This is a genomic window from Rheinheimera soli, assembly GCF_031457405.1.
GTDB lineage: Bacteria > Pseudomonadota > Gammaproteobacteria > Enterobacterales > Alteromonadaceae > Pararheinheimera > Pararheinheimera soli_A.
In genome coordinates this window covers 46,428-73,188 of the sequence record NZ_JAVDWR010000008.1, presented here as the reverse complement: position 1 = coordinate 73,188, position 26,761 = coordinate 46,428, and the positions used below count along the sequence as shown (strand labels likewise).

Annotated in this window: 25 protein-coding genes; 11 read left to right on the top strand and 14 right to left on the bottom strand. The window is 46.7% G+C overall.

Annotated elements, in window-relative coordinates; all coding sequences use genetic code 11:
* Positions 1-783, bottom strand: coding sequence for an amidohydrolase (locus J2W69_RS12695; RefSeq protein WP_310279063.1), 783 nt, complete (start codon positions 781-783; stop codon positions 1-3).
* Positions 759-1,916: a methionine aminotransferase gene (locus tag J2W69_RS12690; protein ID WP_310279061.1), complete on the bottom strand. Its 1,158-nt coding sequence runs from the start codon at positions 1,914-1,916 to the stop codon at positions 759-761. The genes J2W69_RS12695 and J2W69_RS12690 overlap by 25 nt, the downstream gene beginning before the upstream one ends.
* A gap of 106 nt (positions 1,917-2,022) precedes the next feature.
* Here J2W69_RS12690 and J2W69_RS12685 point away from each other — a divergent pair, with 106 nt between their 5' ends.
* The 5 genes from J2W69_RS12685 (at position 2,023) to J2W69_RS12665 (ending at position 5,863) form a co-directional block, all read left to right on the top strand.
* On the top strand, positions 2,023-2,646 hold the full coding sequence (locus J2W69_RS12685; RefSeq protein ID WP_310279058.1) for a class II aldolase/adducin family protein: 624 nt from the start codon (positions 2,023-2,025) through the stop codon (positions 2,644-2,646).
* Between the two features lie 451 nt (positions 2,647-3,097).
* Positions 3,098-3,982, top strand: a complete 885-nt coding sequence (locus tag J2W69_RS12680) for a LysR family transcriptional regulator (protein WP_310279055.1) — start codon at positions 3,098-3,100, stop codon at positions 3,980-3,982.
* 163 nt (positions 3,983-4,145) lie between these two features.
* A complete protein-coding gene (locus J2W69_RS12675; RefSeq protein ID WP_310279052.1) occupies positions 4,146-4,676 on the top strand; it encodes a tetratricopeptide repeat protein in 531 nt (176 codons plus the stop codon).
* A 73-nt stretch (positions 4,677-4,749) separates the two neighbouring features.
* On the top strand, positions 4,750-4,881 hold the full coding sequence (locus J2W69_RS12670) for a hypothetical protein (RefSeq protein WP_008897994.1): 132 nt from the start codon (positions 4,750-4,752) through the stop codon (positions 4,879-4,881).
* 559 nt (positions 4,882-5,440) lie between these two features.
* The gene (locus tag J2W69_RS12665; protein WP_008897995.1) at positions 5,441-5,863 is read left to right on the top strand and encodes a DUF3010 family protein; all 423 of its coding nucleotides are present in this window, start codon (positions 5,441-5,443) and stop codon (positions 5,861-5,863) included.
* A gap of 77 nt (positions 5,864-5,940) precedes the next feature.
* Here J2W69_RS12665 and J2W69_RS12660 read toward each other — a convergent pair whose 3' ends face one another.
* Complete coding sequence (locus J2W69_RS12660; RefSeq protein WP_310279049.1) at positions 5,941-7,332, bottom strand: alanine/glycine:cation symporter family protein; 1,392 nt, start codon at positions 7,330-7,332, stop codon at positions 5,941-5,943.
* Between the two features lie 213 nt (positions 7,333-7,545).
* Between J2W69_RS12660 and J2W69_RS12655 the strand changes: the two genes are divergently transcribed.
* Positions 7,546-8,685 carry an alkaline phosphatase family protein gene (locus J2W69_RS12655; protein WP_310279046.1) on the top strand — a complete coding sequence of 380 codons (1,140 nt, stop codon included), beginning with the start codon at positions 7,546-7,548 and terminating at the stop codon, positions 8,683-8,685.
* Here the strand turns inward: J2W69_RS12655 and gloA2 are convergent.
* Together gloA2 and folE are read right to left on the bottom strand one after the other, a co-directional pair.
* The gene (gene gloA2 / locus J2W69_RS12650; RefSeq protein ID WP_405047886.1) at positions 8,621-9,070 is read right to left on the bottom strand and encodes an SMU1112c/YaeR family gloxylase I-like metalloprotein; all 450 of its coding nucleotides are present in this window, start codon (positions 9,068-9,070) and stop codon (positions 8,621-8,623) included. The two genes, J2W69_RS12655 and gloA2, sit on opposite strands and share 65 nt — an antisense overlap.
* Before the next feature lie 18 nt (positions 9,071-9,088).
* The gene (gene folE, locus J2W69_RS12645) at positions 9,089-9,733 is read right to left on the bottom strand and encodes a GTP cyclohydrolase I FolE (protein WP_310279043.1); all 645 of its coding nucleotides are present in this window, start codon (positions 9,731-9,733) and stop codon (positions 9,089-9,091) included.
* 395 nt (positions 9,734-10,128) lie between these two features.
* Here folE and J2W69_RS12640 point away from each other — a divergent pair, with 395 nt between their 5' ends.
* The 3 genes from J2W69_RS12640 (at position 10,129) to J2W69_RS12630 (ending at position 13,514) form a co-directional block, all read left to right on the top strand.
* The gene (locus J2W69_RS12640; RefSeq protein ID WP_310279040.1) at positions 10,129-11,418 is read left to right on the top strand and encodes an SH3 domain-containing protein; all 1,290 of its coding nucleotides are present in this window, start codon (positions 10,129-10,131) and stop codon (positions 11,416-11,418) included.
* Positions 11,419-11,523: 105 nt separating this feature from the next.
* Positions 11,524-12,438 carry a nucleotide-binding protein gene (locus J2W69_RS12635; RefSeq protein WP_310279037.1) on the top strand — a complete coding sequence of 305 codons (915 nt, stop codon included), beginning with the start codon at positions 11,524-11,526 and terminating at the stop codon, positions 12,436-12,438.
* 692 nt (positions 12,439-13,130) lie between these two features.
* On the top strand, positions 13,131-13,514 hold the full coding sequence (locus J2W69_RS12630) for a hypothetical protein (RefSeq protein ID WP_310279034.1): 384 nt from the start codon (positions 13,131-13,133) through the stop codon (positions 13,512-13,514).
* A 715-nt stretch (positions 13,515-14,229) separates the two neighbouring features.
* On the opposite strand, the gene J2W69_RS12625 is transcribed toward J2W69_RS12630, so the two are convergent.
* The 6 genes from J2W69_RS12625 to rlmD all read right to left on the bottom strand — a co-directional run bounded on the left by J2W69_RS12625 (position 14,230) and on the right by rlmD (position 20,577).
* Positions 14,230-14,742, bottom strand: coding sequence for a hypothetical protein (locus J2W69_RS12625; protein WP_310279030.1), 513 nt, complete (start codon positions 14,740-14,742; stop codon positions 14,230-14,232).
* A gap of 70 nt (positions 14,743-14,812) precedes the next feature.
* On the bottom strand, positions 14,813-15,718 hold the full coding sequence (locus J2W69_RS12620) for a hypothetical protein (RefSeq protein ID WP_310279027.1): 906 nt from the start codon (positions 15,716-15,718) through the stop codon (positions 14,813-14,815).
* Between the two features lie 44 nt (positions 15,719-15,762).
* A complete protein-coding gene (locus tag J2W69_RS12615) occupies positions 15,763-16,095 on the bottom strand; it encodes a hypothetical protein (RefSeq protein WP_310279024.1) in 333 nt (110 codons plus the stop codon).
* Between the two features lie 84 nt (positions 16,096-16,179).
* Positions 16,180-16,974 carry a nucleoside triphosphate pyrophosphohydrolase gene (mazG, locus tag J2W69_RS12610; protein WP_310279021.1) on the bottom strand — a complete coding sequence of 265 codons (795 nt, stop codon included), beginning with the start codon at positions 16,972-16,974 and terminating at the stop codon, positions 16,180-16,182.
* Between the two features lie 66 nt (positions 16,975-17,040).
* Positions 17,041-19,233, bottom strand: a complete 2,193-nt coding sequence (gene relA / locus J2W69_RS12605; RefSeq protein ID WP_310279018.1) for a GTP diphosphokinase — start codon at positions 19,231-19,233, stop codon at positions 17,041-17,043.
* 3 nt (positions 19,234-19,236) lie between these two features.
* Complete coding sequence (rlmD, locus tag J2W69_RS12600; RefSeq protein ID WP_310279015.1) at positions 19,237-20,577, bottom strand: 23S rRNA (uracil(1939)-C(5))-methyltransferase RlmD; 1,341 nt, start codon at positions 20,575-20,577, stop codon at positions 19,237-19,239.
* Positions 20,578-20,663: 86 nt separating this feature from the next.
* Here rlmD and barA point away from each other — a divergent pair, with 86 nt between their 5' ends.
* Complete coding sequence (gene barA / locus J2W69_RS12595) at positions 20,664-23,438, top strand: two-component sensor histidine kinase BarA (protein WP_310279013.1); 2,775 nt, start codon at positions 20,664-20,666, stop codon at positions 23,436-23,438.
* Positions 23,439-23,445: 7 nt separating this feature from the next.
* On the opposite strand, the gene J2W69_RS12590 is transcribed toward barA, so the two are convergent.
* Together J2W69_RS12590 and J2W69_RS12585 are read right to left on the bottom strand one after the other, a co-directional pair.
* Entirely contained in the window at positions 23,446-24,567 is a 1,122-nt protein-coding gene (locus tag J2W69_RS12590) for a hypothetical protein (RefSeq protein ID WP_310279010.1), read from the bottom strand.
* 89 nt (positions 24,568-24,656) lie between these two features.
* Entirely contained in the window at positions 24,657-25,997 is a 1,341-nt protein-coding gene (locus tag J2W69_RS12585; RefSeq protein ID WP_310279006.1) for a GGDEF domain-containing protein, read from the bottom strand.
* Positions 25,998-26,158: 161 nt separating this feature from the next.
* Between J2W69_RS12585 and J2W69_RS12580 the strand changes: the two genes are divergently transcribed.
* Positions 26,159-26,401, top strand: coding sequence for a hypothetical protein (locus J2W69_RS12580; RefSeq protein WP_310279003.1), 243 nt, complete (start codon positions 26,159-26,161; stop codon positions 26,399-26,401).
* Positions 26,402-26,439: 38 nt separating this feature from the next.
* Here J2W69_RS12580 and J2W69_RS12575 read toward each other — a convergent pair whose 3' ends face one another.
* A complete protein-coding gene (locus J2W69_RS12575) occupies positions 26,440-26,703 on the bottom strand; it encodes a hypothetical protein (protein ID WP_310279000.1) in 264 nt (87 codons plus the stop codon).
* Positions 26,704-26,761 lie beyond the last annotated feature (58 nt).

The following is a 26,761-nucleotide window of genomic DNA, read 5'->3' as shown; positions in this document are numbered from 1 at the left end:
CTAAAATGAAGGCGTCAATACAAAAGGGTCTGCGTCCAGATAAGCCGGAAATTTCTGTTTAAATTGCTGCAAAGCGTTCAAATCCAGTTGGGTAACTACTACACCACTCTGGCTGATGGGCAACTCAGCCTGAATTTGACCTAAATAATCCACCACCATGCTGTCACCGCTGTAACTTAAACCGTTGTCATCGGAACCAATACGGTTACACCCCAGCACATAAGCCTGATTTTCAATAGCCCGGGCTTGCAATAAAGTGCGCCAGACCTGGCGTCGTGGCTCCGGCCAGTTCGCCACATAAATCAGCACATCGTAATCCTGCTGATTACGGACAAAAACCGGAAAACGTAAGTCATAACAAACCTGCAAACAAAACCGGAATCCCAGGTAAGAGACAATGACCCGCTCAGACCCCGCCTGATAATGTTGCTGCTCGCCCCCCATCCGAAACAAATGGCGTTTATCGTAAAACTGCACTGCGCCATCAGGGCTAACAAACAAAAATCTGTTAAAAATCTGACCTTCTGCAGCAATAGCCACAGAACCACAAATAGCAGCAACTGATAACTTAGCCTGCTGCAGCATCCATTCTACTGTAAGCCCTTCCATAGTTTCAGCAATACGAGTTGAATCCATGCTAAAACCTGAATTAAACATCTCTGGCAGGATAAAAAGCTGCACATCTTTATGCTTTTGGATCTGCTGCTCAAAGTACTTTTGGTTTGCAGCGCTGTTCTGCCACACCAGTTCGGACTGAATTAACGCAATCTGGATAACTGACATAAAATCTCCGTCGCCAAAGTTAAAGTCTGAGGTTCTTTGGCAAAACAAAAGCGAATGATACGCTGACTGGGTGGTTGTCGGTAAAACACCGACAACGGAATAGCAGCCACTTTATGCTCGCGGGTTAACCAGTGACAAAAAGCCACATCATCCAAATCGCTGAATGCACTGTAATCCGCCAATTGAAAATAACTGCCACGGCAAGGCAATAAACTCCAGGCTGAATCAGCCAAAGCACCACTGAACTGATCACGTTTTTGTTGATAAAAAGCGGCCAGCCCTTTCACTTCTTCCGGCTGTTCAATCAGTAATTGGGCAATCGCATGCTGAGCCGGAGTAAAGCTGGAGAAAGTGACGTACTGATGAATTTTACGAAATTCAGTAGTCAGCTCCACAGGTGCAACGGCATACCCCAGCTTCCAGCCAGTGACATGAAAGGTTTTACCAAAAGACGAGACGATCACTGTGCGATCAGCCAGTTCAGGGTACTGATTGGCACTGTGTTGCGGCTGACCATCAAATACCAGATGCTCATACACTTCGTCGCTGATGCAATACAAACGGTGTTTTAATACCAGAGCCTGCAACGCTAACCAGTCCTGATGACTGAACACCGCCCCTGTTGGGTTATGCGGGCTGTTAACTATGATCAGCCGTGTTTTTTTACTGATTTGTTTTTCCAGCTGAGCCCAGTCCACCTGATACAAAGGCGGTAACAAAGGCACATGCACAGTAAAACCGCCGGCCAGCTCTACTGCAGGCTGGTAACTGTCATAAGCAGGATCAAAAACTATGACTTCGTCTCCTGCTCTAACCAGGGCCTGAATAGCGACAAACAAAGCTTCTGTGGCACCACTGGTCACTGTCACTTGCTGATCGGCACAGACTTCACGTTGATAACAGCCTTGTACCAAAGCTGCGATTTGCTGTCGCAGCGCCAGCACGCCCGGCATAGGCGCATACTGATTCAGGCCCTGGCGCGCCGACTCTGCCAATAATTCAATCAGCCGTGGATTGGATGGAAAATCAGGAAAACCCTGAGATAAATTAATAGCCTGATGCTCTGCTGCCAGCTGCGACATTTGGCTGAAAATAGTGGTACCTAAGGCGGGTAATTTACTTTGTAACTTCATAAGTTAATCTCACAACAGCGCAAAAACAGTACAAAACTGACTGGCCTGATTAGGGAACGAGTGCTATCATCCAGACAGTTTCATGTATAGACGTCTAAACATCAAGATGAATCAACCTCTCCACACACAACAGTTAAACCCTTATGCGATCCAGCTTTGTACTTTAGGCCGCTGGATAGCACAGCGCCAATGGCTGCCCGCAGGCAGCGGACTTTTTTCTGTCCGTACCTCTGAGCATAGCGCGCTTTTTACTGCTGCAGGCAAAGATAAAAACGAGTTAAGCCCTGCTGATTTGGTTGCATACGATTGGGCAAAGCCAAAGGAACAGGATACCGCAACAGCTATACATCAGTTTTTGTATCAGCTAAAGCCTCAGCATAAAGTGGTACTGCAAATCCATGGTCTGCAGGCTACTGTGTTTTCCCGTTTAATCAAAGCCGACCAACATCTGTTTGTGGGCTACGAATTGCAACAGCTGGTTGCGGCCACTGCAGCACAACGCAGTTGTTGCCCTCTGGCCATTTTGGATCCACAAAGTACAGAACTGACTTTGCAGGAATTGCACCAACGCTTTGAGCGCGAAACCTTAGCTTATGCCTTTTTGATCCGGGGCCATGGCCTCTATGTCTGGGGAGACTGTATTGACAGCGCCAAGCGACATCTGGAGACCTGGCAATTTTTAATTGCCTGCGAACTGGAACGCATTAAAGCGAGCGCTTTGTTGAACTAATCACCACCACAAGCTGCCAGCAATATATACCCAAGTGACCTCAAGAAGCGAGTTTCAGAGCCGCTGGGCGCTTGCAATGCAAGGCAGCCTGGCGAAGCAATGTCGGCTACCTTGTGAGACAGGCTAACACCGCAGTGCAATCGCTCAGCGACTCCCTTCGGGCGGGGCTAAAAGCGCTTTATGCCGCGTTAACTGTTGTCGCTTTAGAACCACTAAAGCTTTCAACAGCTGCCTTGCCTAAAGCGCTTTTATCTCCCGCTGAATTCTGCATCTTGAAGTTACTTGGGTATATAGCTGCACTGGCCACATTGCTTCATTTTGGTGCATCACTGACCGCGACAGGGTCAGCCCCTGTGCTTCAGGGTAAAAAACTTAATGACAATCAAAGGCATGCACTTGTGGTTCCATTTTTGCTTAAGTTCTGCGTCTTTGGTAACAATTGTGAATCCCTATGGCCATCCATAGCTCGATGCGCGGCCTGCGCTGTTTTTGTGTCGCCGCCGACTGTTTAAGTTTTAAAGAAACCGCCCGCCAGCTGTATCTGACCCCTTCTGCGGTCAGTCATCAAATTAAACAACTGGAATCTGAGCTTGGGCTGGACTTGTTTTTGCGCCAGACCCGCTCTGTAGAGCTGACAGCGCAAGGTAAAGCCTTTTATCAGGCGCTGTTGCCTTTGATGCGGGAGCTGGAACAAACCTTACGTACTTTTAGCCAGCAGAAAAACCCGACTGAAATCAGCATTTCGATGCCGGAGTTTTTTGCCAGTGAGCTGTTTGTACCACGTTTAGTCGGCTGGTCAGAACAACATCCGGATATCAACCTGAAAGTTGAAACCATTAAATCGCGGCAGGATCCGGCTAAACATACCGATCTGCAAATTTTATTAGCCAGCAGCAAACCCAGCGACAAAATAGCCTATGAGTTATTTCCTATAAGCTATGTCCCGGCCTGTAACCCGGCTTTGTATCAGCAACTCAGTGGTTTGGGTTTTGAGGCTTTAACCAAAGTGCCTTGTCTGGTGCACCAGGCCAGACCCTGGTCCTGGCATCAATGGGCAGAACAACTGGAAATGGAAGTATTTACCCCTAAACAGGTGATCCAGCTCGACAGCATGTTCAGCGTAGCCAGGGCAGCTCAGCAAGGATTAGGTATAGCACTGGTGCCATGGCCTATCAGTCATTCCTGGTTTGCCAGCGGCAGCTTAAAGCGTTTGTTCAGTGAAGAACTGGAAAGCCGCGATAAATATTATCTGGTGCAACACGAAACTGATCCAAATAAACCGCAAATCCAGTTGCTGGTGGATTGGATTTTACAAAGTTTTCAGCGCACTGGCTGATCAACAGTCAGCTTCCATTCAACCAGTCATCAGACGGACAGATGAATTTTGCTCACCTGTCAGGTGGATTTATATCCTTTGTCAGTTCGCCAGTAACTTTCTAAAGTAAGCACAGTGCAGTGAACAACCTGCACTTTAAAATGAAATTACTGGAGATTGAATTATGAAAGCGACATCCTTTAGCTTTGGCAAAAAATTAGCAGTGATGCTGTTGGCCTCAAGTTCTTTTGTCGCCACAGCAACCACCGGCGGTTTCAAAATGGTGTTAATTGAAGACACCCCGGGCGTTAGCAAAATTAAAGCTGGTCTGTATCAGGAAGGTGTTGCAGAAGCAGCAGCCGCTACAGAAAAGCAGGCTGATGCGTTCAGCAAACATATGAGCTTATGTGTGGCATACACTCATATGGCGGAGTTTAAACAGGCAGAGCAGGCATGCAGTTCAGCCATTTATGCCGCCCGTCGCGCCGAAGGTACAGACAGCAGCTACAAACGCGAAATGCGATCTTTTGCTCACACTAACCGTGGTGTGGCCCGTTTGATGGGTCAGGATCCTGTTGCAGCTTTAGCTGATTTTCAACAAGCCACCACATTGGAGCAAAGCGAGATCAACCAGCACAACCTGGCGCTTTTAAATGAAAAAATTAAAGCCGTCAGCCCTGTGTACACAGCGTCAACCTTAAAAGTGACAGACTGAAAAGCTACTGTCATCTTAAGACACTAGACTGGGCGCCATTCACTTAAGCGCCCGGGTTTAGAAGGAGACTGTTATGTCATTCCATATACCGCAAGATCACGATGTTTATGAACATTGGTTAAATTGGTTGTTGCAGCACTGGTCTTTTTACCGACAGCTTTCGGTAAGCCAGTGGGATATCGAAAACGAAGATTTTCAGCAGTAAAAGACTGTGATTGCAATTCACGTGGCTCCCCGGCCTGAATTGCAGTTGCTGTCTGAAATCACTGTGAGCAGACAAACCGCCCCCCCTGTCAGGTTTGTCTGCTTTTTTATTATACCCGTCGTACTTGCAGCCGCAGCGTTGTTGACTGCGTGCTTTCGCCCCAGTCACATAGGACAACTATGCTCCTAGGGTCTCAATCCCTTGTCGCCTAGCTGCAACAGCAATTACTTAGGGTATGTATTGCTCGTACTTGCAGCCGCAGCTTTGTTGACTGCGTGCTTTCGCCCCAGTAATTTTGAGAATATCCATTTGGCATGATCTGCGCACCCTCGCTTCCATCCAATTGCACATAGGACAACTATGCTCCTGGGGTCTCAATCCCTTGCCGCCTGGCTGCAACAGCAATTACTTAGGGTATATTCATACGGGCGGGGACAAGCCCGCGCCCCTACATTTGTTGTTGAAACAAAGTATGGTTTCAGCGCCAAACATTTGGCTATAGTTTTTCCTTATTAAGCTGTCATAATATGCCCAACTTGAGTTAGTCAGAGAAATCCCTATGCGCGTTTGTGGTGTTGAAATGAAAGGCAGTGAAGCCATTTTGTGTTTATTGGCTGTAGATAGCGGTCTGTTTGATATTCCGGATTGCCGCACTGTGCGTTTGCCGCTGTTAAAAGATCAGGACAGCGAGCAGATGAAAAAATTTCAGTTTGTTTTTGCCAAGCTGGCAGAAGACTACAAAATCGACACTTTTGTGATCCGTGAACGGCCACAAAAAGGCAAGTTTGCCGGTGGTGCTATAGGCTTTAAAATGGAAGCAGCGCTGCAGTTGTTACCTGATGTGAACACCGAAATACTGACCAGCTCTTTTATTAAAGAGCAACTGGCGCGCCACCCTGTACCTATTGTCTTTAAAGAAACGGGTTTAAAAGGTTTTCAGGAAACTGCTTTTATCACGGCTTACGCTTATCTGGCTAAATGATCTGTTTTAAAAGACGAAAGGCAGCAATCTCTTGCTGCCTTTTTTGTTTTTGAGCTTTGTGCTTTAGCCCTTATGTTTTAACCCTTATGCTTTAAAAGGTAGGCTTTTAAATCCTGCTTCACTTCCGGCAGTAATAAATACAAGGCCAGAATATTGGGCACTGCCATTAAAAAAATCATTGAGTCGATAAAATCAAACACGGCCAGCATATTAGGCACAGCACCAATAGCTACTACTGAACAAAACAACAGTTTAAAACTACGCTGGGTAAAATCGCTGTGACCAAAGAGGTAAGTCCAGGACTTTAAGCCATAAAAAGACCAACTCACCACAGTGGAATAGCCAAATAATAACAGCGCCACCATCAGCACCAGCGGGAACCAGTCAAACACAGAGCCAAAGGCAGCAGAGGTCATTTGCACCCCATCCAGGCCTGGCTGCAAATAGACACCACTGACCACTATCACCAGCGCCGATATAGTACAAATCACCACAGTGTCGATAAAAGGTTCCAGCAAGCCGACAAAACCTTCAGACACAGGATCTTTAGTACGGGCCGCCGAATGCGCTATAGGGGATGAACCTATACCTGCTTCATTGGAATAAGCAGCGCGGCGAAAGCCCTGAATAATCACACCTATCACACCACCATAAGCAGCTTCGGGTGCAAAAGCACTGTGTAATATGGTCCAGACTGCAGCAGGAATAGCGTCAAAATGCAGCGCCAAAAATACAAAAGCGGCCGACAAATAAATAGCGCACATCAAAGGCACTAATTTACTGGTTACTTTGGCAATGCTTTTAATGCCACCTACTATCACCAGCCCTACTAAAAACGAATACACCAGACCAAACACCCAGGCATTGTCGAAGCCTGTCACTAATTTGACCTGAGAAAAACCCTGATTGACATGGACAAAACCGGCAGAGCCAAAGACACAGGCAATAGCAAAAAAGGCCGCTAAAAAACTGCCCAGCCTTGGCAGGCCATATTTATCCAAAGCCGCTTTGATGTAATACATAGGGCCGCCCGAGGTACTGCCATCGGCGTTATAGACCCGGTACTTCACCGCCAGCGTACATTCGACAAATTTGGTGGTCATGCCCAAAAAGCCAGCCACTATCATCCAGAAGGTAGCGCCTGGCCCACCCAAAGCTATGGCCACAGCCACACCAGCAATATTGCCAGTGCCTACAGTACCGGATAAAGCCGCAGACAAGGCCTGAAACTGCGTAATCTCACCTTTGGCGGTTTTATCGGCGTAATCCCCCCGCAACACACGAATAGCATGGCGAAAACCACGGATATTGATAAAACCTAAATAACAGGTAAAAACCACAGCACCCAGCACCAGCCACAACACTGTGACAGGCAAAGCAGCACCATTAACAGGAATGGCATAAAACACCACAGAGGCTATGGCAGAACTCAGCCATTCAAAAGCCTGCTGAAAACTAAAATCGGACATACACACGCACCTTGGGATCTGGATTTATTACCGCCTGATACACTTCCAGACGGCTATTTTTATAGAGGACCATCTTCAGCGCAGATCAGAACCAGTGCAAGCTTTTTTAACCTCGCCAACCATCCTGTCACCGAATTGCCATGGCTTTAACGCTTTATTGTCATGTTGCGCTGGCAGGATCTGCCCCAATCCACAGCTGTTGGGGGCATTCTGATGAAGTTAAACTGGCTTATCGGCTTGTTGGTCCTGTTACCTCTTAGTGTAAAAGCAGAACCTAAAGTAGTACTGGTGAGTATAGATGGTATGCGCTGGCAGGAAGTTTTTGCCGGAGCAGACCCGGCACTTTATCAGCAGCCAGAGTGGGTCAAAACACCGGAGCTGATCCGTGCTTTTACTCCCGGCAAAGCTGAGCTGTTAATGCCTTTTTTGCATAACACAGTCAAGCAACAAGGCATTAGTGTAGGTGACCGTACTCAGGGTTCAAGCATCAATGTCAGCAACTCGTATCAAATTTCTTACCCTGGTTATCAGGAATTACTGGCCGGTTTTGCCGACCCCGCTATTCGCAGCAACCACAAAATAGCCAACCCCAATGTCACAGTACTGGAATGGCTAAACCAACAGCCACAACTACAGCATAAAGTGGCGGCTTTTGGCTCATGGGAACTGTTCCCTTATATTTTGAATACAGAGCGTTCAGGCCTGACGGTCAATGCCGGTTTTATGCCAGAACAAGGCAAATTGAGCGAAAAACAACAGTATCTGAATCAGCTTCAGGCCAAAACGCCAAGCCCTTTTGCAACTGTGCGGCTGGATGTTTTTACTCAGGAGTTTGCACTGGAGCATTTGCGCTTACACAAACCTAAATTGCTGTATATCGCCTTAGGTGAAGCCGACGATTTTGCCCATTTAGGCCAATACGATCAGTATCTGGCAGCTATTCACCGCAGCGATCAGTTTATTGCCGACTTATGGCAGGAACTACAAAACGACCCTTATTACCGTGACCAAACCACTTTATTGATCAGCACTGATCATGGCCGTGGCGAAGCAGCACAGTGGCGTTCTCATGGTAAAGCTGCTGCTGTACCGGGTTACAAAGGGCCAAAACCTCAAATTGCCGGTTCAGAACAGGTGTGGCTGGCGGCTATAGGGCCAGGCATTCCGGCCGCAGGGTTAATCCGTACAACACAAAACTGGCAACAAGGCCAGATGGCCGCAACTATAGCGGCAGCTCTGGGCTTTGATTATCTGGCAGCGCAACCTAAAGCTGCACCGGCCTTTGATTTTAGCGCCGCAATTCAGCTGGCAGTATCTGATAGAGTTCAAGTGGAAGATCGTCAGGGTCTTTAAAAAAGGTATAAGCCCGCTCTGTGTAAGGGTCTATCCGCACTGGCTCTACAGCAATGTCATGCTGCTCTAAATGGGTGACCACCTGAGCGACGTCCAGCACCTGAAAGGCCAGATGACGTAAACCCTGAGCTTCAGGTGTGCTGGGGCGAGGCGGCGGATTAGGAAAGGAAAACAACTCCAGCTGGCAACCATCAGGCAACTGCAAGTCCAGTTTGTAAGACAAACGCTCAGCTCTGTAATGTTCAGCCAGAACTTTTAAGCCCAGAATTTCAGTGTAGAAGTGTTTAGAGCGCTGATAATCACTGCAAATCAGCGCCACATGATGAATACCGGCCAACATGGTTTTAGTCTCAGACAACAATACGGCCTGCCAGTGTGCCAGCACAGGAGCTTCAGAACCAGTTTAAAACTTCGATAAAAACTCAGAGCGAGTTGCGGCGTCGGTTTTAAACACACCGCCTAAGGCCATGGTTTTAGTACTGGAACTGGTATCCATAACGCCACGGGATTTCACGCAATAATGCACAGCATCAATACTAACCGCCACATCCTTCACACCCAACAAAGCTTGCAACGAAACCTGAATTTGCTGAGTCAAACGCTCCTGCACCTGCGGCCGCTGCGCAAAAAACCGCACTATACGGTTCAGCTTCGACAAACCAATAATCTTCTGGCCAGGTATGTAAGCCACAGTAGCGGTGCCATCTATAGTGACAAAATGGTGCTCACAGGTACTGGTAAAACTAATGTTTTGCACCTTGACCATTTCTTCAGCACGCATTTTATTGTCGATCATCGAAATCTTCGGAAAAGTGCTGTAATCCAAACCGGAAAACACTTCATCCACATACATTTTGGCAATACGGGCAGGAGTCTCCGCCAGACTGTCGTCAGTTAAATCCAGCCCAAGGGTATACACCACTTGCGTCATTAATTCAGTTAAACGCTGTTTTTTCTGATCACTCGACAGACCATTATCCAGCATAGGAGTTTCCAACCCAGCAGCTTCCAGAGCGCTGCGTACCACTAAAGCAGATTCAGTTAACATAAAAGCTCTCGCCGCTTGTTATCAATAGTCCATAGTATACGCAGACCACAGAGTATTGGTTTAGTTTGGTGAATAAGTTGTTAAGGCGGGCTGATTTACCATCGTCAAACTCTGTAAAGCACTGCATTAGTCGTATGAAACCTTGAATAATCGTGGGCTCAATCTTCAGTTATTGTTGTTGAATCAATTTAAGAACAACTAGCGTATTGCTAGCATAAAATTAGTTGGAAGCTGTTTAGCCCGTTTTGAAGAAAAACATTGAAGAACAGGTACATTACCGCTAGTTTGGTATCAGGAAAGTAGGTAAAAAAACGTTCGATTTCCGAGAGTCTATCTCCTACTAAATTTTTATGTATCTCGTGTTCCGCAAGCATCGCTTGCTCAAGAGTAAATGAATGAGCAAAGACAACGATTTATTGAAAGGTATTCACGAAACATTAAGGACGACATCAGACCTCCAGAAGGAATATCGTGAAATGATCCCGGCGATGACCGACCCATTGAAAGAGCATCGCGAGTTGATGGCATCCTTCGGCGATCCGCTACAGGAACATCGTGAAATGATTGCGGCGATGATCGACCCATTGAAAGAGCATCGCGAGTTGATGGCATCCTTCGGCGATCCGCTACAGGAACATCGTGAAATGATTGCGGCGATGACCGACCCATTGAAAGAGCATCGCGAGTTGATGGCATCCCTCGGCGATCCACTACAGGAACATCGTGAAATGATTGCGGCGATGACCGACCCATTGAAAGAGCATCGCGAGTTGATGGCATCCTTCGGCGATCCACTACAGGAACATCGTGAAATGATTGCGGCGATGACCGACCCATTGAAAGAGTATCGCGAGTTGATGACATCCTTCGGCGACCCGCTAAAAGAACATCGTGAAATGATTGCGGCGATGACCGCCCCATTGAAAGAGTATCGCGAGTTGATGGCATCCTTCGGCGCTCCGCTGAATGAACACCGAGCATTTATGGCGTCAATGACTGATCCGCTTAAAGAATTTCGTGCGTCGATTGCGGCTATCCAAAATCCATTCAAAGAGTTTTCAACCTCTTATGCGAACATTAGCGCCCTTAAATTTCTGAAAGATATGGCGTTGGAAATTGGCAATGATCTGTCATTTGAGCAGGACGGAGTAGTTTCCTTAGCATCGAAACGAATGGCGGTTTCGGAGTTACAAGACCTTTCTTATCAAGTCATCCAGGAATCCTCGCTAGAACCATCAGATACTTTAGAAGAATCTCTAAATAACCTTATCGAAGAAATAAGATCACAAAAAGACCCTGTAACCCAAAAGCTATTAATGTGGTTTATATACCCATTGATCGTCGCAGTTATCGTTTCTGTCATTAATCCTTTTGTAGATCATCACGTTAAATCATACCTAAATGAGGATAAACGAGCACTGTCAAAAAAGATTGAGTCGACATTAGGGTCATCCGTAGGTGATAGAGCTGTACTAAAAGACTTTAGATATGTCTCAGCTGATGTGCTCAATGTCAGATATTCATCATCTCAGAAATCAGAAACCATTGGGTATTTATACTTCGGCTATGCAGTAATCGTAATTGACCGGCAAAAGAGCTGGACTTTAGTTGAATGGAATGACCCTGACTCTGAAGTTAGGATCACGGGCTGGGTATTTTCAAGGTACCTTGCTAAATTCAAGTAAATATCTAACCAACAGACTACTGATAAAGTTTTTCGCTGCGCTTCAAAATCGTCACATATCGCGCCGTTAAATTTATAAGTGAGCAAGTGTTAATGGAGAAAAAAATTGTTTAACTTATTTATTTCCTATAGCCCAGATACTTGGAATTCATCTCCTTATGAATGTGACAGAAGCCGAGCAGTTGTAGAGTACACCGCAGATGAAATTAGTGAGCGCTATAAGTTTTTCGACGAAAACGCTATCAATGAGCTAAAAAGCTTCCCTTCATTATTTGTAACCGAAAACGAAACAACTGAGTCAAGGATTGGCTACATAACAAACATCAGAGTACGTAGCGATTCTGTGGTTATCGACTTTGAGTTTGATCCAATTCTTCCTCCATTACCTGTTGGTGCAATTGAGACAATGCGGTTAGATATTGACCTTGGGCGTTGGGAACTGTCCCGAACACATTGGGCCGTAAAAGATGAACCCATATTTGATATTCTGCTTCGCTATGGATATTTGAACAGCAAACAGATTGAAGCCTCACAAAAACTCCGAGTTCCAGAGCCTCCTGTAATACCCCCGACTCAAGCAACAGGGGGAACTTTTAATAACTCTCAGGTTTTTATAGTCCATGGGCATGATGAGATTGCAAAGCTAGATGTTGCTAATTTCATATCCAATCTAGGCTTAGAGCCGATCATTCTTCATATGCAAGCAAGCTCAGGGATGACCATAATTGAAAAAATCGAGCATTACTCGAATGTTGGCTTTGGTATTGTTCTGTACACCCCTTGCGATATAGGGCAAAAATCTGGTGATTTAATCGGCCAGTATAGAGCACGCCAAAATGTGGTATTCGAACACGGTTACCTTATTGGAAAAATCGGTCGCCCCAGAGTGACCGCAATTGTTAAAGGGGCTGTTGAAACACCAAATGATATTAGTGGTGTTGTGTATGTGGGTATGGATTCAGAAGGGCATTGGCAGGAACAGCTAAAAGTGGAAATGCGCGGTGCTGGATACCATGTATAAATCTAGCTTTGTGCTACGCTAAAAGTTGGCTACGGATTGCAGTGTTAAGTTTGCTCGCGGCGACCAATAATACGAAAGATATCCCAACTATTGGCACCAATCCCCCATTGGGGCGCGGTTCCGGTACTTCGCTGAGCTCAGTACGTCCATTCGGCGGCAAGCCAAACTGTTGGCTTACCGAAAGCCCGAATGAACCCAGAAAAAATTGGGTGGCCAAGGTTTTAAGGCTGGGACTGTCTGAGTGAGGAGCGGTAGCGACGAGCGAGTTACCCAGCCGCCTTGGACGCACGATTTTGGGCCGGGCTTTATACTCACTTCGTTCGTACCCCTTCGGGGCCAGCTAAAGCTGTTCAACGCAAGCGTTGTCGCTGCGACCTGGGGTCGCCTTTTATGAATTGCATCCATGCAATTCACCCTGTGGGCCAGCCTTCGGCTGTTAGAAAGTGCTTCCTGCACTTTCTAACTTTGGATACTTGTCTTTTGGCGAAGCAAAAGAAAGTATCTCGCCAGCGGCGAAACGCTTTGAATTCAAAATTCTACATTAGTCATTAATGCGCGCTTCAGAAAAAAACATTGAACAACAAGTACATTGGCGCTAGCTTGTTGTGAGTAAAAATCAGGTAGGAAGGTAAAGAAATGTCCGGCTTGCGGGCGCGAAGCCTTCTGGTAAGCGTTAAATTTCAGGAGAAACCATGAGACTCATTCTGGCAACAATCCTCGCACTTGTATTCTCTGCTGGCACTTTAGCAAGCGAGGCAGTTGAACTTCGCCACAAAGGTGTGGAAGCGGCATCGAAAGGTGATTTTGAATCAGCTCAAAAATATCTAGAGCAGAGTGCAAAGCTAGGCTTTTACACTGCTCAAGTTGAGTACGCATATTTACTAGAATCCAGCACTGACTCAGTACAAAACAAAGTTGATTCATACGCTTGGTATAAAGTAGTAATTGCGCAAGCAGGTACTGATACGGAGTTCGCAAAAGAGGGGGTAGCTCGGCTAGCAAAAGTGATGTCTGAGGCAGAGCTAAACCAAGCAAAGGAAACGGCAACCCAATATCTTGATAAATATGCCAAGTAAAAAAGAAAAATCGTCCAGCGGGCTGGGCGCGCTAAAGTGCGCCATTGCTTGCGGCGTGTCTGACTTACGGAGTTTGAACCTTGAAAACAGCTGTCTTTTGGCTGCTACTATTCATAGCAATAGTGTCCGCAGTCCTGATTGGCGTGGATGGTATCTATGTTGGTCTTTTCGCGTCTACATCCGAATTGGCTACTTATCCTTGGGGTACTGAACTAGGTTGGGCATACATTGATAAAACTAACTATATGGTTGCAGCCTTATTCAAAGCAGCGATTGCGTGGGTGCCACTAATTCTGTTTGTGGTAATAAAGCATTTAACAAGGAGCTCAAGCAAGGACGATCTAAGTCGCGCCGTTTAGTTTCGCGTTAATGCAGCTCCATGCTCTTTACGACCAATTATACGAAAGACCACACCAACTACTGGCACCAAATCCCCATTGGGGCGCGAGCCGGACAAAATTGGGTGGCCAAGGTTTTAAGGCTGGGAGTGTCTGAGTGAGGAGCGGTAGCGACGAGCGAGTTACCCAGCCGCCTTGGACGCACGATTTTGGGCCGGGATTTCGCTGCGACCTGGGGTCGCCTTTTCTTTGGATACTTTCTTTTGGCGAAGCAAAAGCAAAGTATCTCGCCAGCGGCGAAACGCTTTGGGCTGGAAAACAGAAACCCTAGTCCAATTACTGAACACTGCCAAAAACAAAGCTGTTACAAAAAGAACTCACCGAGTTTGGCGATACTCACCCATCATTTCCTTCATCATCGAGTCTTGAACTTCTTTTGTAAAACCATACTTAAGAGATATTGCATCCGTAACCTGATTAATCTCTGTTTCTAGAGACGAAAAAAATGTCTGTATATCAATCAATTCGTCAACCATCTTGATGCAACCCGCATCAGTGGTGATTTCAATTGCTCGTTCAAAAAAGTAATGATGAGCCAGAAAGTTTCGTTTATCTAATGCGTCTTTTAGTTGGACCTCGACTTTATCAATTGGAAAATCAACGGCTTTCAGACTATTGATCAGCCTGCCCATTGTTTTGGAAGATATGTTGTCCATAAAGCGATCAAAGTCGTTCTCCCATAAGTTCTGTGAAGTGTATTTTTTTATGGCTTTTGGGAAGTGGTCAATAAACATAATCGCAATAATAATTGACTGCTCAAGGCACTGCGCATAATACATAGCTGCTCCAAAATGAGCATAAACATCTTTTCTCAGCTCTACACTATCCATATTTCAGTCCTTTAATAACAAAGCCGCTAAAAAGCGGCCTTGTTTGATTCAGCGGTAAGCAATAACAAAACTACAAAGTAAAACGCCCCACCATATCTGTCACTACTTGCTTCATCAGCTTATCGTGCACTGCACGGCGGCGGTCTGCTGCTTTGGCGCCGATCGACACTGCATCACTGGTGCCTTGTACCAGTTGATCATTGTAAGTGGCGTATTCCTGCGGCACATAAGGCTGGCAATAGCCGTCAACACAGTAGACATAAGTGTTAGCGACTATTTGATCAGCGTCTTCCTGCGATTGCACATTATTCCACTCGTAGAACCAAATGGCGCGGCCATTCTCCACCAGTGTTACGCTGGCATTGATGCTGGCACTTAATACTTCAATGCCAGCCATCATGGCTTGTTCATTTTGTTTGGCATACGTATCGAGTAAATTAGCCATGTAGCTACTTACTGCTGTTGGAGTTTTGCCACCATTGGAGGTGTCATAAAAACGTCTGTCCCAGCGTGCGTCCTGGCCGGCCTGAGTCACACCCCGCTCCAATGAGTTAATCTGAAACATAGCATCTGCTCTGAGTTTTTTGGCGGCGTCCAGATGGGAGGTAGAGACTGTCATTTCGTTTTGCAGCACTTTCCAGCTGATCACACCAAAACCAGCTTTGGCTAACGAGCTTTCAATTTGGGCCATTTCGACACCACAAGTGGTTTGCATCACATTGGTTTCAGCCCGGGCTGTACCAGTGCGCTGTGATTGAGATTCGCTGACACAGAAGTCCGGCGCTTTGACAGCTATAGTGGCAATACGCGGGAAATTGGCTTCAAACCCCTGGCCTTTGGTAATAGTGGCGGGCACTCGGTCGGCTGCCGCACTCATTTTGAAATTTGATTCCACCTGATAGTAGTCATAAGAACTACAACCTGTCATCAATACCGCAAAGCCGGTCAGGCAAATAAGTTTCAACAGATTCTTCATACCTTTATTCCTTTTTCTTTTAATGGATGTGGGTCTACATAGCCTCAGTAGATTTGCCAATACAGATCGGGCGGAGTCGACACTTCGGCCTGGCGGCCAACCACCCTGCCTTCTTTATTAAAAGCTTCCAGATTGCTGCAACTGACCGCCAAAGGGATCACCAGACTGCGGCCTGTTTTCAAATCACGCGCCAGCACTCTGTCGTTGCTGTCGTCATTGGCATCACAGGAGCGTTCGACAATACGGTCTATGGTTTCGCCAGTGGAGTTCATTACTGTCAGTTCGGGGGCTTTAATTCGGGCGCTGTAGGGTTCTGCGCAAGAAGCTATAAAAAGCAGGCAGAAACCCGAAAGAAGAATGGGAGATATCTTAGTCATTGATCTGGCTTTGTATTTTAATTATTCCAGACCAGAGTATTGAACAAATTAAAAAAGCGTCAAGTTTTGATCGATTTTTAACCGTTAAATTTTAATTTTGCCTTGTTTCTCCAGCTTTTTTACCGCTAACCACAACAGTTCCATTTCATCCAAATCACTCTGCGCCGGACTAGAACCTTGATCGACTAATGCCTGCTCCACCTGCCGAAAACGCCGCTCAAATTTCTGGTTGGCCTGCCGCATCACTTTTTCCGGATCAAACCCTTGTTTACGCACTACATTGACCAGGGCAAACATCAAATCACCTAATTCTTCTTCCAGTTCAGTGGCACCTGCAGGTAATTCGGCCACTTCCTGAATTTCTTCCTGCACTTTATCCCATGCACCTTGTACATCAGGCCAGTCAAAACCCACCTGGGCACAACGTTTTTGCAGTTTGTAAGCCCGGCTTAATGCAGGCATAGCCAAAGGGATATTATCCAGTACTGAGGTTTTGCCAGAAGCGGTGCGTTCTGTGGTTTTGATGGCTTCCCAGTTTTGCAGCACAGCTTTGCTGCTGTCTAAATTCATATCGGCAAAGACATGAGGATGGCGGCGGATCAGCTTGTCGTTGATGGCCTGAGCGCAGTCGTCAAACTCAAAACGACCTTCTTCTTTGGCGATCTGCGCGTAAAACACCACCTGAAATAATAAATCGCCCAGCTCATCTTTAAGTTCAGCATAGTCTTCACGGGCTATAGCGTCAGCCACTTCATAAGCTTCTTCCAGGGTATAAGGCACTATGGTCTGGTAGCTTTGTTCTTTGTCCCATGGGCAACCGTTTTCCGGGTCGCGAAGTCTGGCCATGATGGTTAATAATTGCTGAAGTGGTTGTGACACAATAGATCCTGCAGAAGAAGCAACCGGAGCCAAAACTCCGGTGCTGTTGGTTGTACAATTCACCAGTTAATGGAAACGTTTGGCTTCTATTACATCATCAATCTGGCTGACTTTGGTCAGCAGTTTGTTCAGTGAATCCAGGTTATACAGCTCCATCGTCATAATGATAGTGGCGGTTTGCTGGGAAATATCCGAGTTACTGCTCATCCGCAACACGTTGGCTTTTTCATTGGCCAGAATGCTGGTGATATCCCTTAATAAGCCGTTGCGGTCGTGCGCCACAATACGAATAGTCACTTCATAACCAGAAGCGTATTTATCGCCCCAGGTGGCTTCAACCACACGCTCGCGATGCGCCTCCTGCAAGGTTTTAAACTGGTCGCAGTCGTCGCGGTGCACAGCTATACCCCGGCCCTGAGTGATATAACCTACTATGGCATCACCAGGCAAAGGCTGACAGCAACCGGCCATATGGGTTAATAAGTTACCTACCCCCTGCACCACCACATGGCTTTTCGGCTGAGTAGAGATAGGTTTGCTAATAAGGCGCGGGTCAATTTCAGGCTGTTGAATTTTGCCCGACTGACTTTGTATGTAATGCACCACTTGCGTGACTTTAATTTCACCGCCACCGATACCGGCCAGTAACTCTTCCATGCTGTTAACGTTAAAACGCGCCAGCACTTTTGGAATGCTGTCGATGTTAAGGTTCAAGCGGTTTAATTCGGTATCCAGCAGATCTTTACCCGCTGCTATGTTTTTATCTCTGTCCTGCAGGCGGAACCAGTACTGCACCTTGGAGCGGGCACGGCTGGATTTTAAATAGCCTGAGTTTGGGTTTAACCAGTCGCGGCTTGGGTTAGGTTCGCGGCCTGTTAAAATTTCAATTTGATCGCCGGTTTTCAGCTGATAGGTAAAAGGCACTATACGGCCGGAAATTTTGGCGCCTATGCAGCGGTGGCCCACATTGGAATGCACATAATAAGCAAAATCCAGCGGCGTGGAGCCGACTGGCAAGTCAACAATATCGCCTTTAGGGGTGAACACATAAACCCTGTCTTCGGTGACCTGATTTTTTAATTCTTCAGCTAAATCAGAGCCATCCACCAGCTCTTCCTGCCAGGCCAGCAGTTTACGTAACCAACTGATTTTTTCATCCAGCTGGCCTTCTTTAGCCGCATGGCCTGCCCCTTCTTTATAACGCCAGTGTGCAGCAACCCCCAGTTCGGCATCGTCGTGCATCTGATGAGTACGAATTTGAATTTCAACAGGGCGTCCGGCAGGGCCAAGCACAACTGTATGAATAGACTGATAGCCGTTTTGTTTTGGCGTGGCTATATAGTCGTCGAATTCTTTGGGCAAATGGCGCCAGGAGGTATGCACTATGCCCAAAGCGGCGTAGCAGTCCTGCACTTTGGTGGTGACAATACGCACGGCACGAATGTCGTACAGCTGATCAAAAGCCAGCTGCTTTTTCTGCATCTTTTTCCAGATACTGAAAATATGTTTAGGCCTGCCGTACACTTCCACCGAAATAGCAGCATCCTGCATTTTTTGCCGCACTGAAGCGACAAAATCCTGCATATATTGTTCACGGTCTAAACGTTTTTCTTCCAGCAAACTGGCAATTTGTTTATAGGTTTGTGGGTGCAGGTAACGAAAAGCTAAATCTTCCAGCTCCCATTTGATCTGGCCTATGCCTAAACGGTTGGCGAGCGGGCCAAAAATAGCGTTGGTTTCTTTGGCGGCCAAAACCCGGGTTTCTTCGTCGGCGTTTTTTACGCCCCGCAGGTAACAAATTTGTGCCGCCAGCTTGAGCACTACAGCGCGCACATCTTCCACCATGGCCAATAACATACGGCGCAGGTTATCGGCTTGTTGTGGGTTACTGCTTTGATTTGGCCCTACAGGAATAGAACGAATGGCTTCCATCTGGCGCACTGCATTTAACATCGTCAGCACTGCAGGGCAAAATTGTGCTTCCACCTGCTCTAAATCCAGCAACTTTGCTTCTACCAAAGGGAATAACAAGGCAGCAGTTAAGGCATCTTTGTCCATACGCAAATCAGCCAGAATTTCGACCATTTCCCAGCCCGTCTGAACTTCGGGCTCTTGATCAGTTAAATTCTGTTGATGTAACCAGAGCTCAGCATCCAGCAGCGCATTAATTTTTGCTTCTGGCAAACCTAATGCACTTAACCAGCTTTGAGTGCCGCCTGGGTGGTATTCGGCGCTATGTGATTGCCTTACCGTTACCATTCGCTACTTTCTCCTTTGAAACAACGCCATCAACTCCAGATGGCTGGTTTGTGGAAACATATCCATCACACTGATTTTATCCAGCTGATAACCACAAGCCAGTAAAACTTTTGCATCACGGGCAAAAGTGACCGGATTGCAGGACACGTACAATATCTGTGCCGGACTTAAAGCCGCTATTTGCTCTACTGCCCCCACAGCACCAGCGCGGGCTGGATCGAGCAATACTTTTTGGTACTGCGGCTTATTCCAGTCGGCTTTGGGCCAGGGTAAATGCAAATCTGCCTGACTAAAACTCAGGTTGGTCAGGCCATTCAATACCGCATTGCTTTCGGCCCTTTGCACCATAGTGGTGACACCTTCCAGCGCATGCACCCATTTGGCGCGCTGCGCTAAAGCCAGACTGAAATTGCCTATACCGGAATAAAGCTCCAGCACCTGATCCTGAGGTTGCGGATTGAGCCAATCCAGTGCCTGCTGCACCATTTGCTGATTGATCCCCTGATTCACCTGAATAAAATCAGCGGCAGAAAAATTCAGCTTTAAACCCAATGCAGGCAACTCATAACAAGGTTCTGCTGTTCCGACTTGCCAATATTGATAAAGTTCAGGCTCTGCTTCGCCTATCCATATGGCTTCAGGCCAGGCCTGGATCAGTGCTTGTTGATCAGATTCTGCTAAAGGCCGGATATGCCGCACTATCAAATACACCTGACCATCGGCATCCAGCGCTTCGACATGAGTAATAGCAGAGCCTTGTTGCAGTCTTGGCAGCTGTTGTTGCAATACACTAAAGACTGGCGCTAAAGCCGGGCTAAGCACTAAACAGTGTTCAATAGAGGTAATGACTTTGTCGTTGGCTTTACGAAAACCTACAGTAAATTGCTGCGTTTTTTTGTCAAACCAGACGCCAATACGGGCTTTACGGCGATAACCCTGGCCTTGGCTTTTCAGCGGTGCCTGCCAGGGTAAACTGGTTAAGCCCGTCTGGTGACGGATCAGTTGATCCACACCCTGCTGTTTTAATTCCAGTTGGTGTTCAACCGACAGATACTGCAGCTGACAACCACCGCAGTCGGCAAAATGTTTGCATGGCGGAGCCTGACGCAATGGCGAGGCTTGCAGCACTTTGACCACTTTGGCTTTGGCCGACTTGTCTTTTTGTTCAGTGAGCTGCACTTTCACCCGCTCACCGGGTAAAGCGCCACTGACAAACACAATACGCTTTTGCTCAAAACCAATGCCCTGAGCTTCGTGATCCAGACGTTCGATCTGTATTTCGATTTGTTTTAACTGTTGAGGTTTATCTCTGGTGCCTTTGGCAGCCTGATAAATTTTGACCATCTGGACTTAGTACCTGTGGTGGGCTTTTGGTAAGCCTTGTGTCATTATAAATTCGCTCCGGACTATTCTATCAAGCAGCGCTACAGATGACGAAAATTGGTTTAAGAGATTGGGTCTTATTGACCACCCTGGTACCGACCTTGCTGGTCAGTTTATTCCTTGGGGGTTATTTTAGCTATGCCCGCCATCATGATTTGGCCCAGTATCTGGAAGATCAGGCTGAAAACATTGCTGTCCCTTTAGCTATTGCCAGTGAACATGCCTTATTACACAACAGCAGACAAGACGTCAAACGTTTGCTGGATGTCAGCCACAGAAAAAACTCAGCGCTGGTAAAAAGTATCGCCATTTTTAACGCCGACCACGAGCTCTTTGTCACCACCAATTATCATAAAGATTTTGCCATGCTGAAATATGCGCCAGACAGCGCTATACCACAGCAAAGTACCATTACCGACCTTGGCGACTGGCTGGTGATCCGCACTCCTATTTTGCCGGAACAGGCGGATTTCAGCACAGATCCGGCCGACCAGCCTTTGGGTTATATCTCAGTGCAGGTAGCCAAAGACAAAGTGATGCTGGCGCAACAAACCTCTTTGCTGAGCAGCCTGCTGATTATTTTGGCAGGGCTTGGCGCTTGTGTGTATTTCAGCCTGCGCCTGATCAAAAGAGTCAGTCGTCCTTTACGACAAATGGGGGATGTGATTGATCAACTGCGCGAAGGTCAGTATCAAAGCCAATTGCAGCAACCTTTTTTAGGTGAGCTGGAACAATTACGTTCTGGTATTAATGCGCTGGCGACTGCACTGAAAACCCATGACGAAGAAATGCAGCAAAGCATTGAACAGGCCACCAGCGACTTGCAGCAAAGTATGGAACAGCTGGAGATGCAAAATATCGAGCTGGACCTGTCCCGTAAAAAAGCCATGGAAGATAACCGCAGCAAATCTGACTTCCTCGCCAAAATGAGCCACGAATTACGCACACCGCTGAATGCCGTTATTGGTTTTGCCCGCCAGTTGCTGAAAACCAATCTGACCCATAACCAGCAGGATTATCTGGCCACTATTCAAAAATCAGCCAACAGTTTACTCAGCCTGGTCAATGACGTGCTGGATTACGCCAAACTGGAAGAAGGCCGGATGCCAATTAACCCAGAGCCTTTTTCATTACGCGATTTATTAAACGATTCGGTGGAATTGCTGGCGTCCAATGCCTTTGATAAACAGCTGGAATTGGTGTTGCTGATTGAAAACAGCTGTCCGGACGATTTAATAGCAGACCCTATGCGGATTAATCAAATTCTGACCAATATTGCCGGTAATGCCATTAAATTTACCGAACAAGGCAGTGTAGTGATCCGTGTTAGTTGTCGCCCTATGCCGGATGAGCAATGGCAACTGCGTTTTTCAGTGCAGGATACCGGCATTGGTATTCATGAAGATCAGCAAAAAAGTTTATTTGGCGGTTTTGCTCAGGCCGACAACAGCATAGGCCGCCGTTATGGGGGCACAGGCTTAGGTTTAGTGATTTCACAGCGTTTAGTTTCGGCTATGGGCGGCAAAATTGGCTTTGACAGTAAAGCAGGTGAAGGTTCGACCTTCTGGTTTACCCTGATGTGCAAACGCCACCATTTATCCATAGCTGAGCCTTTACCTCTGGCCGAGCTAAAACAAAAAACTGTGTTGTATTTTGAACCTCAGCAGTATTCCCGCGAGGCCATGCTGGCCCAGCTGGATCATTGGGGACTCAATATCATCAGTTGCAGCAATATGAGCCAGCTCAGCCAAACCCTGGCTTTGCAGCCACAAATTGATATGGCCTTGATTGGCCGCTCTATTTCACTAAACCAGGTGAATCAGGTGATTGAGTTGCTGCAGCAGTTACAGCTGCACAGCGAGCAACTGTATTTACTGGTCAATACCCTGTCGCCGAATTTACGTGAAGTATTACAAGCCTCAGGCGCCAAAGCTGTGTTATCCAAACCTGCACATTACCGCAAACTGGCGATGACACTGGCTCAGCCTTATGTAGATTTCCCTGAACAAAACCCGTTACAGGACAAACCCAAAGCCCGCCTGCGGGTGTTGTCGGTGGACGATAACGAAGCCAACTTAAAACTGATTAATACGCTGCTGTCTGAAATGGTCGAGCAGGTCGATTCAGCCCGTAATGGTGCTGAAGCATGGCAAAAAGCCAATCAGCAACATTACGATCTGATTTTTATGGATATTAATATGCCGGTGATGGACGGCATTCAGGCTTGTCAGCGTATTCAGCAAAGTTCGCTGAATGAAGCGACCCCTATTATTGCGGTGACTGCTCATGCCTTAGAAGGCGAAAGAGACCGGCTTTTAGCTTTAGGTTTTTGTGAATTTTTAACCAAACCTCTGGATGAAAAACTGCTGCATTACACCTTGCGTGAATGCTGCCCTGATTTTCAACAGGCTTTAGCTGCTTCTGTTGGCGAAAACCAACTGCCCCAAAGCAAACAACTGGACTGGACTTTGGCCTTGCAAAGAGCAGGCGGTAAACTGGATTTAGCCAAAGAAATGTTATGGATGCTGGTGCAGTCTTTACCTGAAAGCCTGGCCTTAATTCAGCAGGCGATGCAACAACAGGATGCAGAACAGCTGCTGCAACATATTCATAAATTACATGGTGCCAGCTGCTACACCGGCTTGCCCGTACTCAAACAACTGACAGAACTCATTGAAACTGAACTGAAAAAAGGCAAACAACCGTTGCAGCTGGAGCCTGAGTTATTTGAGTTACAAGACAGGGTTCAGTCTTTACTGCAGGACGCAAAAAGCTGGCCAGTGCTTGTGACAGAGCAGGCAGACAGCAAAGTGCCAGGCTAATTCCTGCTTAATCCCTGCTGTAACTGCGGCGTTTTTGCAAAATAGCCTCTATTTGTTCCACTGTGGTATCTGGTTTACAAGGTATGCCTGTATGTAACCAGATAGCGTCTTTACGCGATTCAGGCGGAGGTACTTTCCAGCAACCTGGATTGGTATCAATGAGTGCGCTGCCGTCGGCGAAGGTTTTCACTTTTCTGCCCACCTCTGGTTTTTGTTCGCTTTTTGTTGCAGTAATTTCCAACGCCAGCTGTTTTTGTTTTTCTTTCCAGCTGGCAGCACCTGAAGCATCTCCTTGTCTGGCCGCTTGTAGCGCGCTGTTTGCCATGCTTTTTCGTTGATCCAGACTGGCAGAAACTGCATTTGACGCCGCTTTCTGCTCCCGCTTATTGATATCAGCAGCAGTGCTGGCTACCCCGGCTGACCTGGGTTCAGGGATCACAGCTGACGGTTTTGGAGCAGGTACAGGCTTAGCCGCTACTACTTCAACGGGTTTAGCCACAGGTGCAGGCAAAGCTTTAGCCGCCATTACTTCAGCTGGTTTGGGCACAGGTGCAGGCAAAGGCTTAGCCGCTATTACTTCAGCGGGTTTAGCCACAGGTGCAGGCAAAGGCTTAGCCGCTAACACTTCAGCGGGTTTAGCCACAGGTGCAGGCAAAGGCTTAGCCGCTAACACTTCAGCGGGTTTAGCCACAGGTGCAGGCAAAGGCTTAGCTGCTACTACTTCAGCGGGTTTACGCACAGGCACAAAAGGTTTGCGTGGAGGCTGCTGCACGACTGCGGTTTTGGCTGGGGCAGGTTTTGTTTTGGCTTGAGGTTCAGCCTTTACAGCTGGCTTTTTCTCTGGTGTTTTTTTCGCTGCAGCTTTCTTGACTACTGCCTTTTTAACGGCTGCTTTTGCTGGTGTTTTTTGCACGGCTTTCACAGCGGGTTTTGCTGCAGTTACTTTGGCAGGAACAGCTACAGGCGTAGCTACTACAGGAGCAGGTTTGGCTTTCACTGGCTGATAAGCGTAAGCCAGAATAGGAGGTTCTACTGGTACTTTTGCGGCATCATCCGGCGCAAAATGATGATAGGTCAGCAAACCTAACAACAGGATGTGCAAACACAATGACCACAAAAATGCTTTCAACACATCTCCCTATTCATTCAGCACGATTTTTGTCGGTTCAAAGTGGCCAGCCCCCAAACTGCACAAAAGCCCCCCATAAACGGACAAACTTAGCCCTGGAAAAAATGCACTCTGTTGCGACCCAGCTGCTTAGCCTGATACATGGCGGTATCGGCATCCTCAATCAGTTTGGTTAAATGGTAACCGGAGATCTCTGCCGAAGTGACACCAAAACTGGCGCTTAACTTAAACTCATAACCCGAAGCTGCAGTATCAATACTGCAAATAGCATCCCGACAAATATCGGCCAGTAAGTGGGCTTTATCGCTTTGGCAACCAGGCAACAAAATGGAAAACTCTTCACCACCAATACGGCCAAATACGTCGTTATTCCGCATAAAATTGCGGCAGGTATCCACAGTCTGGCGCAAAGCCCAGTCGCCAGCCGCATGACCATACTGGTCGTTAATTTGCTTAAAATGGTCCAAATCAAACACTATAAGGGCGGCAGGTAATTGGCCCTTTTCGCATAAAGCCAGCGCTTCTTTGGCCGAAGCTGAAAAGTGATATCTGTTGCTGATAGCGGTTAAATCATCGTACTCAGCCAAAGCTTTAAAACGCTGACGGGCAATAAAACTGCGATAAGCCAAAAAGGCCAGCCCCAGCACCAGCGCCACTAAAGCTGCGATCATCAGCCTATTAAAAGCAGCCTGATGTTTAAGCGCTTCCTGCTCCAGTTGCAACAGTCGATTGTCTTTATCCAGCAAAGATATTTTTTGATTTTGCGCCAGAATTTCCGAGTGAGCCGTATGGTAAGCCATCTGTTGCGCCGATTTATCATCCATATAAGCGGTAAAAGCGGCCATATATTGCTCGTGGTACTCCAGAGCTTGTTGGTAGTTTTTTTCGGTTTTGGCGATTTGATATAGCAAAGCCAACGCTTCAACTTTTGGCAGGTCCAATGTTTCTTGTTTAATAGCTCCGTGAACTATTAACGCATGCTTTTTAGCCTCTGTTATTTGGCCCATACCATAGTAGGCTTGAGCTAAGGGACCATTAAATTCATGCAATAAGCGTTCGTAACGCGACTCTGCGGCATACTGATAACGTGAAGTTAGCAAGGCCACTGCTTCTTCATATTTTTTTTGATCTATTAGACTTCGTGCTTGTAAAGCAACGATTAAGTTTGCCCATAACAGCTCATTTTGCTCACTACAGTAGTTTAGCCCTTCCGCTGACTTCGAATTAAACTCCTCACTTCGACCTGAAGAATAAAGAGCTGTCGACCTTAATTGATGAGCGGCACAGACTGCACTTACACTAGGCTTTTCGTTGATAAGCTGTTCCACATAACTCATAGCCAAATCATGACGACCAATCAAGTTATACATCATTGAAATAACCCGTATACCTTGCTCACGCGCCATTGGTTGTTCAATATTCGGAAGCATAACAATCAACTGTTCCAGATAGGTAAACGCATCCAAATATCTTCGGGATAATAATAAAGTATTTACTGCAAGTGCCTTTGCCCTGAAACTGAGAGCCGGATTGTCATCGACTTCTAAAAGCGGGCCTAGTAATGCGAGTGACTCATGATTGATCCCCTTAAATGTCAAAGCGTAAGCTTTCAAAAATAAGAAGTAATCAGCCTCATCTTTTTGAAACTTGTGCTTGTTCTCCTCAAGGAGGCTCAGTTCAGATTCAAATTTTTCAAAATTTTTGCTTTTTATTGAATCCAAATAAGATAAATCAGGCAAAAAGACTTGAGCCATCACATCTTGATGAGCAATTGAAAAAAGCAGAAAAAGAAACAAAAACGCATGCATATGCACAGGTTTATGTTTCTTTATAGACGAAAGCTGACTGAATACTTTCATTAAAGTTTACAGACTAGGCTACTTTATCCTTATCAGGCGCTTCTTCTGGTTGCTGTTCCGGTTCATCCTCTTGTGGCTCCTGTGCAGGATGAACACCGCAAACCACATTAGTTCTGGCTCCTAACAGCGTTTCAATAGCCTGCTGATCGCCTGCACTAACAGCTGCAATTAATGCAGGATCTGTATCTGCCATTAGCTTTGCTAATTGCTCTGCATCGGCATAACGTAATTCTGAACTCTGGCCCATTTTTTCTAATAACTGAATAATAACAGACATAGGTACTCCCCTGAATTTAAGCAAAACATCTGCGTGTTACCGCAGACAGGCTCAACAA

Bases quoted from the DNA above. Each gene is read 5' to 3' on its own strand.
- J2W69_RS12695 (WP_310279063.1), bottom strand. From the start codon at position 783: ATGTCAGTTATCCAGATTGCGTTAATTCAGTCCGAACTGGTGTGGCAG.
- J2W69_RS12690 (WP_310279061.1), bottom strand. From the start codon at position 1,916: ATGAAGTTACAAAGTAAATTACCCGCCTTAGGTACCACTATTTTCAGC.
- J2W69_RS12685 (WP_310279058.1), top strand. From the start codon at position 2,023: ATGAATCAACCTCTCCACACACAACAGTTAAACCCTTATGCGATCCAG.
- J2W69_RS12680 (WP_310279055.1), top strand. From the start codon at position 3,098: ATGGCCATCCATAGCTCGATGCGCGGCCTGCGCTGTTTTTGTGTCGCC.
- J2W69_RS12675 (WP_310279052.1), top strand. From the start codon at position 4,146: ATGAAAGCGACATCCTTTAGCTTTGGCAAAAAATTAGCAGTGATGCTG.
- J2W69_RS12670 (WP_008897994.1), top strand. From the start codon at position 4,750: ATGTCATTCCATATACCGCAAGATCACGATGTTTATGAACATTGGTTA.
- J2W69_RS12665 (WP_008897995.1), top strand. From the start codon at position 5,441: ATGCGCGTTTGTGGTGTTGAAATGAAAGGCAGTGAAGCCATTTTGTGT.
- J2W69_RS12660 (WP_310279049.1), bottom strand. From the start codon at position 7,332: ATGTCCGATTTTAGTTTTCAGCAGGCTTTTGAATGGCTGAGTTCTGCC.
- J2W69_RS12655 (WP_310279046.1), top strand. From the start codon at position 7,546: ATGAAGTTAAACTGGCTTATCGGCTTGTTGGTCCTGTTACCTCTTAGT.
- folE (WP_310279043.1), bottom strand. From the start codon at position 9,733: ATGTTAACTGAATCTGCTTTAGTGGTACGCAGCGCTCTGGAAGCTGCT.
- J2W69_RS12640 (WP_310279040.1), top strand. From the start codon at position 10,129: ATGAGCAAAGACAACGATTTATTGAAAGGTATTCACGAAACATTAAGG.
- J2W69_RS12630 (WP_310279034.1), top strand. From the start codon at position 13,131: ATGAGACTCATTCTGGCAACAATCCTCGCACTTGTATTCTCTGCTGGC.
- J2W69_RS12625 (WP_310279030.1), bottom strand. From the start codon at position 14,742: ATGGATAGTGTAGAGCTGAGAAAAGATGTTTATGCTCATTTTGGAGCA.
- J2W69_RS12620 (WP_310279027.1), bottom strand. From the start codon at position 15,718: ATGAAGAATCTGTTGAAACTTATTTGCCTGACCGGCTTTGCGGTATTG.
- J2W69_RS12615 (WP_310279024.1), bottom strand. From the start codon at position 16,095: ATGACTAAGATATCTCCCATTCTTCTTTCGGGTTTCTGCCTGCTTTTT.
- relA (WP_310279018.1), bottom strand. From the start codon at position 19,233: ATGGTAACGGTAAGGCAATCACATAGCGCCGAATACCACCCAGGCGGC.
- rlmD (WP_310279015.1), bottom strand. From the start codon at position 20,577: ATGGTCAAAATTTATCAGGCTGCCAAAGGCACCAGAGATAAACCTCAA.
- barA (WP_310279013.1), top strand. From the start codon at position 20,664: ATGACGAAAATTGGTTTAAGAGATTGGGTCTTATTGACCACCCTGGTA.
- J2W69_RS12585 (WP_310279006.1), bottom strand. From the start codon at position 25,997: ATGCTTCCGAATATTGAACAACCAATGGCGCGTGAGCAAGGTATACGG.
- J2W69_RS12580 (WP_310279003.1), top strand. From the start codon at position 26,159: ATGTCAAAGCGTAAGCTTTCAAAAATAAGAAGTAATCAGCCTCATCTT.
- J2W69_RS12575 (WP_310279000.1), bottom strand. From the start codon at position 26,703: ATGTCTGTTATTATTCAGTTATTAGAAAAAATGGGCCAGAGTTCAGAA.